Below are 14,891 nucleotides of genomic sequence, written 5' to 3' on the forward strand. Positions count from 1 at the left end.
TGAAATAAAAACCCACGGTCACTGCATGGCTGAGAGCTCGACGGCGGCCTCGTAGTCCGCGCTCAGCCACGTCGACAGCCGCGCATCGCCCGTCGCCTCGGGCGGGTAGATGGTACAGCGGTCCGGCCCGTCCGCGTAGCGGACCACGGTCAGTGACAGTTCCACGTCAGGTCGGTCGGGAGCGTCCGCGGCCACCCCTGTCTGTTCCAGGCTCATCCTGCATGTGGACTCTCCGAGAGGGACGGTAAAACAGCTTCTAAGACCTCTCAGTACCGCTATATATGGCTATGCGCTCTGTCCGGTGTCGACCTCGCCGTCGATGCGGACGAAGCCGTAATCGCAGTTCCCGCAGTGCCACTTGACCTTCCGCCCGAGGTGCATCGACGTGCTCGCGACCTTCCAGAACTCGCTGTACTCCTCGCACTTCGGGCAGTAGTGCTCCAGTTCCAGGCTCATGGCCGCCTGTTGAACGCCGGTGCAATTGAAGCTCCCGGTTCCGGGAAACGCGGAGCCGCGGTCCCGGAGACGGCAGCGTCGGTGATGTGGGCGCGCCTGGTGCCGAACCGGGCCGTCAGCTCTCCGGGCACACCAGGCCACCCCCCGTGTGGGTCTGTGAACGGCCAGAACGGCCCGGTCGGCTGTTCCGCCGGGGACGAGTCGCCGGTCACTCGACGGAGTCCGCGTCCTTTCAGCCACGAGTGCCGGACCCGAACAGGCAAACCGCCAGCCCGCCTATAGAGCGTATGACCACGGTCGAGAGCGACCAGCTGCCACTCACCGCGCTGCAGGTCGACGCCGACGCGCTCCCGCCATCGCGGACGGACACCGCGACGTTTGGGATGGGCTGTTTCTGGGGGCCGGACGCCCGGTTCGGGGCGATGCCGGGCGTCGTGCGCACCCGCGTCGGCTACGCGGGCGGGACGGAAACGGAGCCGAGCTACTACGCGCTGGGCGACCACACGGAGGTCGTCCAGGTCGAGTACGACCCCGAGACCGTCGCGTACGAGGACCTGCTGGACGTGTTCTGGGCGAACCACGACCCCTTCGGCGGGGCCCACAAGCGCCAGTACCGCGGCGTCGTGCTGGCCCACGACGAGGCCCAGCGTGCGGCCGCCGAGGCGTCGGCAGCCGCCCTGGAAGACCGGACGGGACAGCCCGTCGGGACGGCCATCGAGGCGCTGGACTCGTTCACGCTCGCGGAGGACTACCACCAGAAGTACGAGCTCCGCTCGACGCCGGTACTGGGCGACGAACTCGAAGACGTCTACGGCCCGGCGCTGGTCGATTCGACGGTCGCGGCGCGGCTGAACGGCTTCGTGGCGGGTCACGGCGACGCCGACCGGCGGGCGTCCCTGCTCGCGGCGGTCGAACTGACGCCCGCGGCGCTGTCGGAACTCGAACGGCGGCTGTAGCGGCGGACCGCCATCGCTCCTTCGGCGAGAATATAAGGCCGTGGCAGCCCCAGCAGCGGTATGACCATCTACACCGGCCGCGGCGACCAGGGCCAGACCGACCTGCGGACGATGGACCGCGTCTCGAAGGACTCCCGGCGCATCGAGGCCTACGGGACCGTCGACGAGGTCAACGCCCTCGTCGGCGTCGTCCGGCCGACCGGGCACGACGACATCGACGACGACCTGCGGACCGTCCAGAACCACCTCCACATCGTCCAGGCCGACTTCGCCAACCCCAGCCCCGACGAGGACGACCCACAGATTACCGAGGCCCACGTCGAGGAGATAGAGGCCATGATCGACGAGGCCGACGAGGAGCTGGACCAGCTGGAGTCGTTCATCCTGCCGTCGGGCTCGGAACCGGGCGCGAAGCTCCACCACGCGCGGGCCGTCTGTCGCCGAGCCGAGCGCCGGTGTGTCTCGCTGGCCGCCGAGGAGGCCGGCGTCAACGAAACGGCCATCATCTACCTCAACCGGCTCTCGGACACGCTGTTTACCCTCGCGCGGCTGGTCAACAAGCGCGAGGGCGTCCGGGAGGAGAGCCCGGAGTACTGAGAGTCGAGTCCGGACATCGCCGACTGAGCGGTCACGGATTGCGGGTCAGCGGACCGTTACGGTCGGTTGGCGAGTGAGCGAGGGGCTGTATCGGCGCCCCCAGCGGGGACGGTCAGTTCGCGGTCTCGGCCAGGACGTCCCAGTCCTCCTCGCGGACATCGAAGCCCCGCGAGCGGAGCTCCGAGGCCAGCTTCCCGGCCTCGACGCCGCCGTAGCTTGCGGCCTGCTCCAGGGTGAGGGTGCCGCCGCGGTACAGTGTCAGGGCCGTCGTGAGGGAGGTGTATGACATCGTTTCCTCGTCTGAATCGTACTGCGCACAAGTCTTAAAGTTTCTCTGAGGATAAGTAGCATACCTCGGATATTAGTGCCCGTATAACTGGCTGAAAGAGCGGAATGAGGCCGAATATTTGGCTGTATGTTGTTCTCGGTGTTCCACGGTCGGAACTCCGGCTCGGCGACCCACGGGGCCGGCCCCGGTTCGCAATAGCAAAGTGACCGGCCCGGAACGGTGAGGTATGAAAGCGACCGCGAAGGCACACCCCATTCAGGGGCTGGTGAAGTACCACGGGATGCGCGACGAGGAGCGGCGGATGCCGTACCACGACAGCATCTCGGTCAGCACGGCGCCGAGCCGGACGAAGACCACCGTCGAGTTCGACCCCGCCCTCGACGCCGACCGCTACGTCATCGACGGCGAGACAGTCGAGGGGCGGGGCGCCGAGCGCATCGACTCGGTCGTCGACCACGTCCGCGACCTGGCCGGTATCGACCACCACGTTCGGTTCGAGTCGACCAACGACTTCCCGACGAACATCGGCTTTGGCTCCTCCTCGTCGGGCTTCGCCGCGGCGGCGATGGCGCTGGTCGAAGCGGCCGACCTCGACATGACTCACCCCGAGATATCGACGGTCGCGCGCCGGGGCTCCGCGTCCGCCGCCCGCGCGGTGACGGGCGCGTTCTCGCACCTCAAGACCGGCGTCAACGACCGTGACTGTCGCAGCGAACGCATCGAGACCGACCTCGAAGACGACCTGCGCGTCGTCGCCGGGATGGTCCCCTCCTACAAGGAGACCGAGGCCGCCCACAAGGAGGCCGCCGACAGCCACATGTTCCAGGCGCGCAAGGCCCACATCCAGCGCCAGATATCGGACATGCGCGACGCGCTCTACGACGCCGACTTCGGCCGCGCGTTCGAACTGGCCGAACACGACTCGCTCTCGCTGGCCGCGACGACGATGACCGGCCCCGCCGGCTGGGTGTACTGGCAGCCCCGCACCATCGAGATCTTCAACACCGTCCGGGAGCTTCGCACCGAGGAGGGGATTCCGGTGTACTTCTCGGTCGACACCGGCGCCAGCACCTACGTCAACACCACCGAGGAGCACGTCGACCGCGTCGAGGCCGCCGTCGCAGACTGCGGCGTCGACACGCGGGTCTGGCAGGTCGGCGGGCCCGCGGAGGTGCTGGACGAAGCCGACGCGCTGTTCTGAACTCGGTACCGCTTTCGCCCCGGTCTCGAAGATACGCGGGTGTCGCCCCGCTTTCCGACGCGGTCCCGTCGAAGCGCGTCGACGGGCCGCCGGCACGGAACGTCACGGTTCGCGCCGAACTCGAACCGCTCCCCCGAGACGACGCGGGCCTCGCGTCCAATGCGTTCGCCGAGAACGCCGGCTTCCCCGCACTCAACGTCTCCGTCGCGAAACCGGTCACACTGCTTGAGTGTAACTTCTACCGACTGTGGCCCGCTGACATCACCGGACGGACGTTCGAACCCGACGCTCGACGATTGACGGCGTGTACGATACGGAACTGTGTCTCCCGACGGCGATGAACAACCGATTTATATCCCCTACGCGCAGCAACTGTTCTGCCCACGACACGCCGTGAGGTCGCCTAAATCACACTCTCACTCTCGAGAAAGTAACGCCCTAGTTTCGCTCGAAACTGAAGCCCGCTCCGCCGTTACGCTGAACTGTTAGCACCGAGTTTTCGGATTCCTCAGCGACAGAGGTAGTGATTGAGCCCGTCACAAACTCTCGGAGACTGTTTTTCGTCGGTTTGCCAATTACAGTCACGTCGTAATGCGCAGATTCGTTGACGATCGCCTCGGCCACATCGGCCGCTTCGAGATGCCACGTGTTTAGGTCGATAGTTTCCGGGAGTCGCTCCCTGGCAGCTGCGAACAGTTCTGAAACCCGTGAAACCTCAGCATCGTCTTTTTCTTCGGACACGTGAAAGAGGTCGACAGGTGCGTCCGCGCCCGCCGCGAGAGCGCCGCCGACGACGACGCCTAGACCGGAATGTTTTCCTTCGGCAAGCGGTACGAGGACGGATGAAATCCCTGAGCGGGTTCGTGAGTCCGTGACCGAGACCACATCACACGACGCTTGTTTCCGCATCTGATCGGCCGCGTCGCCTCGAAGTCCTTCACCCAGTAGGTCGGGCGTGTGTTCATCGAGAACGACAAGCTGGATATTCCGCTGCTGTACGACGGAAATCGCTGTCTTGAGTGGGCTGTTCGTTTCTTCAGCGACCAAATGCGCATCAACAGTGTGGTTCTCGTCCAGATGAGTCTGCAGTAACTTCCGACCGATAAGGGTGAACTCCTCGGACCGGGCGGTGTCATCTGTGAGCAAATCCAATACGAGGAGTTCCCCATCTACTCCCTCGGCGATGTTTAGCGCTATCTCGAACGTGAACCTATCGTGACTGCTGAAAATCGGATAGAGAACGCGTGGTGGGGAATCAGGGCCCTCAGATCTCTCAAGGAACTCCTGGAGATTAGCTTCAGCATGAGTCATGACACGTACTGGCCGCTTATCAGTAATAAATCCGTTCTTCAGTTCAGCATTCCGTAGTGCAGAATCGATAAACTGCTGATAGCGCAGACGAGTAAAGAAACAGACGAATATTTGATAAAGGAGTCCGGTAGACTATTCAGTATGTTCCGGAACACAGCGACTGACGTTCACCGGACGCGAACCCGCGCGTGCCGGAGAGGGAGGGTGTAGCGTGCCGGCGTCACTGTTCTCCCATGTGCTCGTTCCTGTGGCCTCACCGGAGGACGCAAAGGCAACGGTTCGGGCTGTTCGTCCGTATGTTGAGTCTTCCGGGGGTACGATGACCGTGGTCAACGTCATCGAGAAGGCCGGCGGTGCACCTGATAAGGCATCGGTCGAACAGCGTGAGGACTACGCGCACGAGATGTTCGGTATCGTTCGGAGAGAGTTGGGGGACTCGAATCTCACGCTCGCCACCGAGATTCGCTATGGAACCGATGTCGCGGAGACGATTATCGAGACAGCTCACGACATCGACGCGACCGCGGTCGTCTTCACACCACGAGGCAGCAGCCGATGGGTCCGCCTGCTGACCGGTGATGTCGCGCTCTCACTGGTTTCGGACAGCGATGTCCCCGTAATCACACTTCCTGAAACCAAAGACGATGACTGAACAAGAACTCGCACGCGACCTCGGTTTTCTCGAGGCGTACACGATCGGCCTTGGAACAATGATCGGTGCCGGTATATTCGTCTTGCCGAGCATCGCCGCCGAACAAGCGGGTCCTGCGAGCATGGTGTCGTTCTTTTTCGGCGGATTGGTGTCTCTGCTCGCGGCGATTTCGCTCTCGGAACTGGCCACCGGAATGCCGAAAGCCGGCGGTAGCTACTACTACGTCAACCGGGCGCTTGGCCCCTTCTTCGGGAGTATCGTCGGGTGGGGGATGTGGGCCGGGCTGACCTTTGCGAGTGCCTTCTACATGATCGGATTCGGACAGTACCTGCTCCCCGGGCTCGGACAGTACGTCGGCTTCCTCGCCGGTTGGGGAGAAATTGGCATCACCGTCGCGGCACTCGTCATGGCGGCGCTGCTGACCGGCGTGAACTACTACGGCGTCAAGGAGACCGGGGCGCTCCAGAACGTCATCGTCCTCACGCTGGTCGGACTTATCATCGCGTTCCTCGGCATCGGCATCGTCGATGGCCCCACCATTCAGGAGTTCAATCCCAACGGGTGGCCGGCCGTCGCAGCCACCATCGGCACCGTCTACGTGACGTTCATCGGCTTCGAGGTGATTGCCACCAGTGCCGAGGAAATCAAGAACCCGAGCCGAAACCTCCCGCTGGCCATGATAGCGGCTGTCGTGACGCCGACGCTGATGTACGTCGGCGTGATGTTCGTCTCGACCGGGACGCTCTCCATCGAAGTGCTTGCGAACTCACAGATTCCGGTCGCGGACGTGGCGACCGAATTCATGGGTTCAATCGGTGCACTGGCGATGATCGTCGGGGCTGTGCTGGCGACAGTGTCGAGTGCCAACGCGAGTATCCTCTCGGCGGCTCGCGTGAACTTCGCTATGGGTCGTGACCAGATTCTCGTGAACTGGCTCAACGAGGTCCACGACCGGTTCCGGACGCCCTACCGGGCGATATCCGCGACGGGCATCATCACGCTGGTGCTCATCGCCATCGGAGTCGGCATCGGGACACTCGCCGAAGTGGCGAGTTTCATGTACCTGGTCACCTACGCACTCGTCCACGTCGCCGTCATCGTCCTGCGACGCGCGAACCCGGACGCCTACGACCCCTCGTTCCGGATTCCCGGCGTTCTGTATCCGGTCGTCCCGGTGCTCGGATTCGTGGCCTGTCTCGCGATTCTGCTCCAGATGAACACCGTAGTGCAGGCTATCGGTGCCGTCATCACCGTCTTCGGTGTTGTCTGGTACTTCGCGTACGCACGTGACCGGGCGCTCAGCCAGAGTCTTCTCGGTGAAGCGATTGCACCGGAACCGACGACAGCCGCGGACGGGCAGGGCAGCTACCGCGTCGTCGTCCCAGTGGCGAACCCCGAGACAGAACGGGACCTCCTCCGGATGGCAGCAGCCAGTGCATACGCAGACGACAGCGAGACCGCCGAGGTCGTCGCTGTGAACATCATCGAGGTCCCACAGCAGACTTCACTGGAACAAGACCTCACGTTCGAGGAAGCGCGCGTTCAACGGCAGCAGGAACTGCTTGACGCCGCCCGAGATATAGCCGATGACCTCGATGTCGGGTTGCGAACGCGTGCAATCGTCGGTCGGGACGCCGGGTCTGCGATTCTGGATGTCATCGAGGAGGAAAACGCAGACCACGTCCTTCTCGGCTGGCAAGGCAAACGGAGCCGCCGTGAACACGTCCTGGGCTCCACAATCGACCCTGTCATCGGCCACGCCCCGTGCGATGCGACGCTGGTGAAACTCGGGCCCGCCAAGGAACGCGCAAACGACATGATGGTCCTCGCAGGGGAGGGGCCACACGCTCCCGTCGCCGCCCGCCGTGCGGCGGAACTCGCCGATGCGGCCGGCGACACGGCGACGGTCACACTACTCAACGTCCAGGAGCCGGGCGAGGACGAAGACGGACTCACGCCACAGGAACGCGGGCAAGCCGTCATCGACGACCTCGTCGACAGAGCCGGAATCTCGGAGGACGATTACGAGAGCCGTATTGCGGTCGGTGAGGATATCGAAGCGACGATTCTCGCGGCCGCATCGGAGTACGATACCATCTGCGTGGGCGCCACACGCTCCGGGACAGTCTCACAGGCCGTGTTCGGGTCGCTGCCCGAGACGATCGGCGAACAGACTGACCGGACCGTAGTCATGGCCCGCGGACCCGAGACCTCTCCAATGTCGGTTCGTGACGCCATCGTTCGAAGACTGGAATCGTAGTCGCGACGGAGTGAAGCGAAAGAGGAATTGTGACTCCCCCTGTTAGTTCCCGTATGGGTCGGCGTCTCGACGAAGTCGACAAGCGCATCATTCACGCGCTAGAGCAGGATGCACGGAATATCTCGGCTCCGATGATCGCCGACGAGATGGATGTCTCCCCGGGGACGATTCGTAACCGCATCAACCAACTCGAAGATGCAGGTATCATCAACGGGTATCACGCCGAAATCGATTTTGAACGGTGTGAGGGCCGGATGACCAACTTATTCATTTGCAACACAGCCGCAAGCGAACGTGAGAACCTCGCCAGGAAGGCACTGACCGTTCCCGGTGTTGTCAACGTCCGCGAGCTCCGAACAGGCCGTGGGAACCTCCAGGTCAAGGCCGTCGGTGAGGAGATGAGCGACCTCACTCGGATTGCCCACCAGCTCAGCAAACTCGGCCTGGAAATCGAGGATGAAGACCTGATTCAGGAGGAGTATTTCACTCCGTACGAACCGTTCGGGCCGGACGGAACGACGAAACAGGGCGCAATGACCGACATGGTATCACTCTCCGGCGGTGCCGAAGTCATTGATGTGACGGTCAGTTCGGACGCACCGATCGTCGGTATGACACTCCGTAAAGCAAACGAGAAATCGTTGCTCGGTGAGGAGGTACTTATTATCGCCATTGAGCGGGAAGATGAGATGATAACGCCGAAAGGGGATACACAAATCCGCGCCGGAGACCTCATCTCCGTGTTCGCTCGGGACGGCGTCCCCGAAGAGACACTGGAATCGTTCGGCGAGACAAATCGCCCGGCGACGCTCTCTTAGTGACGAGATAGATTCGTTTTCTGGCTAAGTTACCGTCTCAGGCACGGATAATGAACGCGCCCGCCAACTGGATACTCTATGAATCTACCGTTCGGCTGGGCTCGACTGGTGCCCTTAGGTCGGGTCCGCGACCCCGGTGATTTCGAAGCGGGCCCCGCCCGACTCGCTGTCGGTGATAGCTATCTCCCAGCCGTGTGCCTCGACGATTTCCGCCACGATAGAGAGGCCGAACCCGGTGCCGCTCTCGGTGCTCGTATGCCCGGCCTCGAACACCTGCTCGCGTTCGCCAGCCGGGATTCCGGGCCCGTCGTCGGCGACGTAGAACCCGTCGTCGAGGTCGCCGACCGTAATCGTCACCTCGCCGCCGTCCTGACGAGCCTGTGAGTCGGGGCTCGTGGACCCGTGTTCCACGGCGTTCCGGACGAGGTTTCCGAAGAGCTGCCGGAGGCGGCTTTCGTCCGCGGAGACGGTACGCGTCGTCCGCACGTCGAGCGTCGCGTCGGCGGTTTCGACCATCGCCCAGCTGTCCTCGAGACAGGACGCAAGCTCGACGGGCTCCGTCTCGTCGATGGCTTTCCCCTGCCGTGCGAGCATCAGGATGTTCTCGATGAGCTCCTGCATGCGCTCGTGGGCGTTCCGAATCGTCTCGATGTGCGGGCTCTCGTGTTCGGTCGCGAGTAAGTCGACGTGCCCGCTCGCGATGTTGAGCGGGTTGCGGAGGTCGTGACTCACGACGTTCGCGAAGTCTTCGAGCTCCTGGGTCCGCCGTTCGAGCTCCTCCTGTGCCTGTTTTCGGTCGGTGATGTCCAGGTACGTCGCCAGGGACTCCTCGTGGGGCTCGCTGCCGAGCGGGGTCGCGGTGAGCAGGAACGTCCGCTGCTCGCCGGCCGCGGTCCGGCGCGTGACTTCCTCCCGGACCCGCTCACCGCGTTTGACCCGTTCGTTTATCCTGCGTGCCTGTCCCGACTCCGGGTCCTCGACGATGAGTTCGTCGAGCGGCGACGTTTCGAGCTGGCGGTCGGTGTAGCCGAACGTGTCCTTGAACGCCTGGTTCGTCCGTTCTACCGCTAACTCAGCGTCGTCGAAGGCGGTGATAACGAGCGGAACGGGGACGGCGTTCAGGAGGCTGGCGAACCGGTCACACTCCTGCTGGAGGTCCTCTTGCACCTCCCGGAGGTCGCTGATGTCCTGGTTGACGGCGACGAACCGGACGATATCGCCGTCCGTGTCCGTGACCGGGGAGATGGTCTGTTTGACGACGTACCGCTCGCCGTTCTTTCGCTCGTTCGTGAGCTGGCCTTCCCAGACGTTGCCGCCGAGAATGGTGTCCCAGAGCCGCTTGTAGAACCGGGCGCCGTGGACACCTGACTGGAGAATGCTGGCGTTGTTTCCGACCGCCTCCTCGGCGGTGTATCCCGTCTGGGTTTCGAACGCGTCGTTGACGTATTCGATTTCGCCCGACCTGTCAGTCCAGTATATCGCGTGGCCGGCGCTCTCGACGGCTTCCCGAAAGGCGCACAAATCCACTCTCGACAGATTGGTAGCGCCTTCCACAGAGACCATTGAGTAACGTAACCCTGTGGATAATCTTAAATTATTTGTAATTGTTCCGTCGGCCGCCGCGGTCACGGCTCGGGAACGGGGCCACAGCGGTCAGTGCTGGCTATGCCGACACGACCCCGGAACAGGATTATCCCTGTTCGGTTCTAACACCGGCTGATGTTAGTCGCCGTCTTCGGTGCCGGCTACGCCGGTCTGACGCTCGCGCGAACGCTCGAACGGACCCTCCCCGCCGACGCCGAACTCGTGGTCGTCGACGAGTCGACTGACCACCTCGTTCAGCACGAACTCCACCGGGTCGTCCGCCGGCCGTCGCTGGCCGACGAAATCACCGTCTCGCTCGCGGACGCGCTCGGCTGCGAGGTCAGGCAGGCGACGGTGACCGATATCGACGCCGACGCCGGGGAGGCGACGCTCGAACCGCCCACCGGGAGCGAGGAGACGCTCTCCTACGACGTGGGTGCGGTGTGTCTCGGCGCCCGGACGGCCTTCTACGGGCTGGACGGGGTCCGAGAGCACGCGACGCCGCTGAAGCGACTCGCCGACGCCCGCGAGATACGCCGTGACTTCCTGGACCTGACCGACGGCGACCGCGCGGTCGTCGGCGGTGCGGGCCTCTCGGGGGTACAGGTCGCGGGCGAACTGGCCGCGCTGGCCGACGAGAGGGGCGTCGACGCCGAGGTCTGCCTGCTCGAACAGGCCGCCGAGGTCGCCCCGGCGTTCCCCGACTCGTTCCAGCGAGCCGTCCACGACGCCCTGGTCGGGGCCGGCGTCACTGTCCGAACCGGGACCGCCGTCGAGCGGGCCGACGCCGAGAGCCTCTCCCTCGCCGACGGTGAGACCCTCGACTACGACCAGTTCGTCTGGACCGGCGGCATCACGGGGTCGCCGGCGCTCGACGACGACCGGCCGGTCGTCCGTGCGGACCTCCGCCTGGGCGAGGCCACGTTCGCGGTCGGCGACGCGGCCCGCGTCGTCGACAGCGACGGCGCGGCCGTCCCGGCCAGCGCGTCGGCGGCCATCCGGGAGGCGAGCGTCGCCGCCGACAACATCGCGGCCCTCGTGGAACACCGCCGCGAGGGAAGCGGCGGGTTCGAGCCGCGGCTCGCGCGCTACCGGTTCGACGTGCCCGGCTGGCTGGTCTCGGTCGGCGACGACGCCGTGGCGAAGGTCGGGCCCACCGTGTTGACCGGTCGCCCGGCGCTGGCGCTGAAGACGACCGTCGGCGCGGGCTACCTGGGGAGTGTCGGCGCGATTCGGGAGGCGACCGACCTCGTCAGGGAGGAACTGGGTATCGACGCCGGAGATGTCGAGGCGGCGCCCGACGACATCGTCGACGTCTCCGGGACGGAGTAAGGACGCGTCCCGGACCCCTCACTGCCCTCTGCGTGCGAGTAACGCGGCGGCGACGGCCGCGACGAGGGCACCGACGGCGGTGAAGCCGGGGCCGTCGCCCGCCGTCGTCCCGGTCGGTGTGGCGGTGCCGGTCGCGCTGACCGCCGCGTCCGGACCGAAGTAGAGCTGTCGGGTCAGATTGCGGGTCACGTAGACGACGCTGCGCGGGGCCGGCTGGTTGAGGTCACGGACGTTGACGCGGACCGTCGTGTTCGTCTGCCCCGCCCGCGTGCTCGCGAAGGGCTCCTCGCTCGCGAGGCCGGCCGTGCGCTCGGTGACGACGAGCACTTCCGGATTCAACTGCAGGACGACCTCGTCGCTCAGTTGCGGGTATCCCGAGTGGTCCCGCGCCGCGACGTTGTCGGCGCCTACGACGTCGAACAGCGTGTCGATGAAGGTATCGCCCCCGGCGACGTACCCCCCGCCCAGCGAGTACAGCACTTTCGGCCGGTCCTCGATGTCGGCGGTGAGGCTCCGGACGGCGTCGACGTTCGCGTTCATCCAGGTGTTCGTCTCGGCCGCGCCCTCGCAGTTGCCCGTCAGTCGGCCGATAGTCGTCGTCTTCTCGGCGATGTCGGCTATCGTCTTGGCCTCACGCAGGTGGTACACTTTCAGGCCCGCGTTGCGGAGGGCGTCCACGTCGCTCGCGCTCGCGTTCGGCGCGAGGACGAGGTCCGGGTTCGTCCCGGCCACCCGCTCGGCGCTGACGCCGAAGCTGGCCGAGACGTTCGTCCGGCTCTCGGCGCCCTCCAGGTAGGTGGCGTACTGGCTGAGCCCGACGACCTGGTCGCGGCCGCCGATCTCCCACATCGTCTGGGCGGCCGAGGGGTTCGTCGTCACCACTCGGTCGGGCCGCTCGTCGAGCGTTATCTCGGTCCCGGTCGCGTCGGTCAGCGTCACCGGGAACGCACAGTTCTGGCCGGACACCTGGGCGCTCGCGGCCGCCGGGGTCGCAAGCGAGGCGAGCACGAGGAGTCCGACGGCGAGTAGCGCGGGTCGTCGCATCGTCTGTCCGGGGGCGGAGTAACAATAAATATTTACCTACTGCAAGGCGGTTTTCAGCCGTGCGAACCCCCGGACGGACGGCCGCGTGGTCGCTGGCGCTTGCGGGGCTGCTCCTCGCCGTCGTCACGGTGAGCGCCGCCGTCGGCCCGGTGTACGTCCCGCCGGGCGACGTTGCGAGGATACTGCTCGACGCCGCCGCGGTGCCGACCGGGGTCGAGTTCTCCGGCGGGGCTGCCGACGTGACGACCGCGCCGGTCTTCGGGTTCGAGGTTTCACCGCTGCAGGAACAGATAGTGATGCAAATCCGGCTCCCGCGAATCCTGCTCGCCGCCGTCGTCGGCTTCTCGCTGGCCGCGGCCGGCACTATCATGCAGGGCATCTTCCGCAATCCGATGGCCGACCCCTCCATCATCGGCGTTTCCTCGGGCGCGGCCGTCGGCGCCGTCGGCTTCATCGTCGTCGGTGGGGCGCTCCCGTTCGGGCTGGGGCTGCGCGGGGCCGCCTTCGCCGGGGCGCTCGTCGCCGCCTTCGGCGTCTACCTCATCGCGACGGAGAACGGCCGGACGCCCGTCGCGACGCTCCTGCTCGCCGGCGTCGCCGTCCAGACGTTCCTCGGGGCAGTCGTCTCCTTTCTCCTGCTCAACGCCGGCGAGAGCGTCCGGCAGGCGCTGTTCTGGCTGATGGGCCACCTCAAGGGGGCGTCCTGGCCCGAGGTGTGGTCGAGCCTCCCCCTCGTCGTCGTCCCGTTCGCGCTGCTGTTGCTGTACGCCCGGGACCTGAACGTCATGCTGCTGGGCGAGGAAGACGCCGGCAGCCTGGGAATCGAGGTCGAGCGGACCAAGCGGATACTGCTCGCCCTGTCGGCGCTGGCGACGGCGGCCGGCGTCGCCGTCGCGGGCATCATCGGCTTCGTCGGCCTCATCGTCCCTCACGTGATGCGGCTGCTCGTGGGGCCGGACCACCGTATCTTGCTCCCCACGTCGGCACTCGCGGGAGCCTCGTTCCTCGTCGCGACGGACACGCTGGCCCGCTCGGGCAGCGCCGAGATACCGGTCGGCATCGTCACCGCGGCGCTGGGCGCGCCCTTCTTCCTCTACTTGCTGCGCCAGCGGGAGGTCCACGAGCTATGACCGACCCACAGACCGACCGCCGGGGCGACTCGGTGCCGATACTCAGCGCCGAGGACATCTCCGTCTCGCTCGGCGGGACAGAGATTCTCTCGGACGTGTCCCTGACCGCCGAGCGCGGCTCGGTCGTCGGCCTCGTGGGGCCCAACGGCGCCGGCAAGACGACCACGCTGCGGACGCTCCGGGCGACGCTCTCGCCCGACAGCGGGACCGTCCGCGTCGCCGGCGACCCAATCGAAGGGCTGTCCTCGAAGCAGGTGAGCCGGCGCGTCGCCAGCACGCCCCAGGCGACGACGCTCTCCTTCGATTTCACCGTCCGCCAGACCGTCGAGATGGGGCGGACCCCCCATCTCGGCCGGTTCGAGCGGGCCGACGGCGACGACGAGGACGCCGTCGCGGCCGCCATGGAACGGGCCGACGTGGCCCGCTTTGCCGACCGGCCGGTCACCTCGCTGTCGGGCGGTGAGCGCCAGCGCGTGTTGCTGGCCCGCGCGCTCGCTCAGGAGACGCCCGTTCTGGTGCTCGACGAACCCACGTCGAGCCTGGACATCAACCACGCCGTCAACACGCTGGAGCTGGTCGCCGGCCTCGCCCGGGAGGGCAAGACCGCCGTCGCGGCCATCCACGACCTCAATCTCGCGGCGCGGTACTGCGACGAGCTCGTCCTGCTGGCCGACGGCGAGGTCCGGGCCGCGGGCGAGCCCCGAGCGGTGTTGCAGTCGCCGACGCTGAAAGGCGCCTTCGACGCCGAGACGCTCGTCACCGACCAGCCGGGCGCCGACGCCCCGCTGGTGACGGCACTGCCCGACCGCGACCCGGTCGACCGGACCGTCCACGTGGTCGGCACGGGGCGACAGGCCGCCGCGGCCGTCGCCCGGTTGACCGCCGCCGGCGCGACCGCCTCGGTGGGCGTCGTCCCGGCCGGCGACGCGGCCGCCGAGCGGGCCCGAGAGCTCGACTGCGAGGCCGTCACCGTCCCGCCGTTCGCCGGCGTCGACGATGGCTCCCGCCAGCGGGCGACCGACCTGGCCCGGGCGGCCGACGCCGTCGTCCTCGCCGGCGATGTCGGCGACGCGAACCAGCCGGTCGTCGCCGCGGCCGACCGGGTCGTCGCCGTCGACGGGGCGGACGCCCCCGCTCTCGGGTCGCGGACGACCGTGGCGACCGTCGACGCGCTGCCCGAGGCCGTCGCCGGACTCCCGGCTTCACCGCCCGACGCGAACCGGCGCGTCGAGTCACGGGAACAGCAAGACCGATAGCGCCC

15 protein-coding genes are annotated in these 14,891 nt (G+C 66.1%); 9 read left to right on the forward strand and 6 right to left on the reverse strand.

Features of this window, described 5'->3' with window-relative positions; translation table 11 throughout:
* Window positions 1–18: 18 nt before the first annotated feature.
* A complete protein-coding gene (locus NJQ98_RS17075; protein ID WP_262180878.1) occupies window positions 19–216 on the reverse strand; it encodes a DUF7511 domain-containing protein in 198 nt (65 codons plus the stop codon).
* 69 nt (window positions 217–285) lie between these two features.
* On the reverse strand, window positions 286–456 hold the full coding sequence (locus tag NJQ98_RS17080; RefSeq protein WP_262180880.1) for a DUF7838 family putative zinc beta-ribbon protein: 171 nt from the start codon (window positions 454–456) through the stop codon (window positions 286–288).
* Between the two features lie 287 nt (window positions 457–743).
* On the opposite strand from NJQ98_RS17080, the gene msrA reads away from it, so the two are divergent.
* Window positions 744–1,412 carry a peptide-methionine (S)-S-oxide reductase MsrA gene (msrA, locus tag NJQ98_RS17085; protein WP_262180881.1) on the forward strand — a complete coding sequence of 223 codons (669 nt, stop codon included), beginning with the start codon at window positions 744–746 and terminating at the stop codon, window positions 1,410–1,412.
* A 60-nt stretch (window positions 1,413–1,472) separates the two neighbouring features.
* A complete protein-coding gene (locus NJQ98_RS17090) occupies window positions 1,473–2,009 on the forward strand; it encodes a cob(I)yrinic acid a,c-diamide adenosyltransferase (RefSeq protein WP_262180883.1) in 537 nt (178 codons plus the stop codon).
* A 112-nt stretch (window positions 2,010–2,121) separates the two neighbouring features.
* Here the strand turns inward: NJQ98_RS17090 and NJQ98_RS17095 are convergent, their stop codons facing one another.
* Window positions 2,122–2,298 (reverse strand): DUF7317 family protein, encoded by a 177-nt coding sequence (locus NJQ98_RS17095; RefSeq protein ID WP_262180885.1) that lies wholly within the window; start codon window positions 2,296–2,298, stop codon window positions 2,122–2,124.
* 226 nt (window positions 2,299–2,524) lie between these two features.
* Between NJQ98_RS17095 and mvaD the strand changes: the two genes are divergently transcribed.
* Window positions 2,525–3,499, forward strand: coding sequence for a phosphomevalonate decarboxylase MvaD (gene mvaD, locus NJQ98_RS17100; protein WP_262180887.1), 975 nt, complete (start codon window positions 2,525–2,527; stop codon window positions 3,497–3,499).
* 438 nt (window positions 3,500–3,937) lie between these two features.
* Here the strand turns inward: mvaD and NJQ98_RS17105 are convergent, their stop codons facing one another.
* Window positions 3,938–4,810: a universal stress protein gene (locus NJQ98_RS17105; RefSeq protein WP_262180889.1), complete on the reverse strand. Its 873-nt coding sequence runs from the start codon at window positions 4,808–4,810 to the stop codon at window positions 3,938–3,940.
* Window positions 4,811–5,045: 235 nt separating this feature from the next.
* Here NJQ98_RS17105 and NJQ98_RS17110 point away from each other — a divergent pair, with 235 nt between their 5' ends.
* Genes NJQ98_RS17110 through NJQ98_RS17120 form a run of 3 tightly spaced genes read left to right on the forward strand, consistent with a single transcriptional unit; the run spans window position 5,046 to window position 8,540 of the window.
* Window positions 5,046–5,462: a universal stress protein gene (locus tag NJQ98_RS17110; protein ID WP_431357506.1), complete on the forward strand. Its 417-nt coding sequence runs from the start codon at window positions 5,046–5,048 to the stop codon at window positions 5,460–5,462.
* On the forward strand, window positions 5,455–7,722 hold the full coding sequence (locus tag NJQ98_RS17115; protein ID WP_262180893.1) for an amino acid permease: 2,268 nt from the start codon (window positions 5,455–5,457) through the stop codon (window positions 7,720–7,722). The genes NJQ98_RS17110 and NJQ98_RS17115 overlap by 8 nt, the downstream gene beginning before the upstream one ends.
* A 53-nt stretch (window positions 7,723–7,775) precedes the next feature.
* The gene (locus tag NJQ98_RS17120; protein ID WP_262180895.1) at window positions 7,776–8,540 is read left to right on the forward strand and encodes an Lrp/AsnC family transcriptional regulator; all 765 of its coding nucleotides are present in this window, start codon (window positions 7,776–7,778) and stop codon (window positions 8,538–8,540) included.
* A 114-nt stretch (window positions 8,541–8,654) separates the two neighbouring features.
* Here the strand turns inward: NJQ98_RS17120 and NJQ98_RS17125 are convergent, their stop codons facing one another.
* On the reverse strand, window positions 8,655–10,061 hold the full coding sequence (locus NJQ98_RS17125) for a sensor histidine kinase (RefSeq protein ID WP_262180896.1): 1,407 nt from the start codon (window positions 10,059–10,061) through the stop codon (window positions 8,655–8,657).
* Window positions 10,062–10,259: 198 nt separating this feature from the next.
* Between NJQ98_RS17125 and NJQ98_RS17130 the strand changes: the two genes are divergently transcribed.
* A complete protein-coding gene (locus tag NJQ98_RS17130) occupies window positions 10,260–11,456 on the forward strand; it encodes an NAD(P)/FAD-dependent oxidoreductase (protein WP_262180898.1) in 1,197 nt (398 codons plus the stop codon).
* Between the two features lie 18 nt (window positions 11,457–11,474).
* Here the strand turns inward: NJQ98_RS17130 and NJQ98_RS17135 are convergent, their stop codons facing one another.
* Window positions 11,475–12,500, reverse strand: a complete 1,026-nt coding sequence (locus NJQ98_RS17135; protein ID WP_262180900.1) for a PGF-CTERM-anchored ABC transporter substrate-binding protein — start codon at window positions 12,498–12,500, stop codon at window positions 11,475–11,477.
* Window positions 12,501–12,559: 59 nt separating this feature from the next.
* Here NJQ98_RS17135 and btuC point away from each other — a divergent pair, with 59 nt between their 5' ends.
* On the forward strand, window positions 12,560–13,630 hold the full coding sequence (gene btuC / locus NJQ98_RS17140) for a vitamin B12 ABC transporter permease BtuC (protein WP_262180902.1): 1,071 nt from the start codon (window positions 12,560–12,562) through the stop codon (window positions 13,628–13,630).
* Window positions 13,627–14,886: a heme ABC transporter ATP-binding protein gene (locus NJQ98_RS17145; protein WP_262180903.1), complete on the forward strand. Its 1,260-nt coding sequence runs from the start codon at window positions 13,627–13,629 to the stop codon at window positions 14,884–14,886. The genes btuC and NJQ98_RS17145 overlap by 4 nt, the downstream gene beginning before the upstream one ends.
* The last annotated feature ends 5 nt before the right edge of the window (window positions 14,887–14,891 follow it).

Source organism: Haloarcula laminariae (assembly GCF_025457605.1).
Taxonomy (GTDB): Archaea; Halobacteriota; Halobacteria; order Halobacteriales; family Haloarculaceae; genus Haloarcula; species Haloarcula laminariae.

Coding starts and splice junctions, on each gene's coding strand:
- NJQ98_RS17075 (WP_262180878.1), bottom strand. CDS start 216: ATGAGCCTGGAACAGACAGGGGTGGCCGCGGACGCTCCCGACCGACCT.
- NJQ98_RS17080 (WP_262180880.1), bottom strand. CDS start 456: ATGAGCCTGGAACTGGAGCACTACTGCCCGAAGTGCGAGGAGTACAGC.
- msrA (WP_262180881.1), top strand. CDS start 744: ATGACCACGGTCGAGAGCGACCAGCTGCCACTCACCGCGCTGCAGGTC.
- NJQ98_RS17090 (WP_262180883.1), top strand. CDS start 1,473: ATGACCATCTACACCGGCCGCGGCGACCAGGGCCAGACCGACCTGCGG.
- NJQ98_RS17095 (WP_262180885.1), bottom strand. CDS start 2,298: ATGTCATACACCTCCCTCACGACGGCCCTGACACTGTACCGCGGCGGC.
- mvaD (WP_262180887.1), top strand. CDS start 2,525: ATGAAAGCGACCGCGAAGGCACACCCCATTCAGGGGCTGGTGAAGTAC.
- NJQ98_RS17105 (WP_262180889.1), bottom strand. CDS start 4,810: ATGACTCATGCTGAAGCTAATCTCCAGGAGTTCCTTGAGAGATCTGAG.
- NJQ98_RS17115 (WP_262180893.1), top strand. CDS start 5,455: ATGACTGAACAAGAACTCGCACGCGACCTCGGTTTTCTCGAGGCGTAC.
- NJQ98_RS17120 (WP_262180895.1), top strand. CDS start 7,776: ATGGGTCGGCGTCTCGACGAAGTCGACAAGCGCATCATTCACGCGCTA.
- NJQ98_RS17130 (WP_262180898.1), top strand. CDS start 10,260: ATGTTAGTCGCCGTCTTCGGTGCCGGCTACGCCGGTCTGACGCTCGCG.
- NJQ98_RS17135 (WP_262180900.1), bottom strand. CDS start 12,500: ATGCGACGACCCGCGCTACTCGCCGTCGGACTCCTCGTGCTCGCCTCG.
- NJQ98_RS17145 (WP_262180903.1), top strand. CDS start 13,627: ATGACCGACCCACAGACCGACCGCCGGGGCGACTCGGTGCCGATACTC.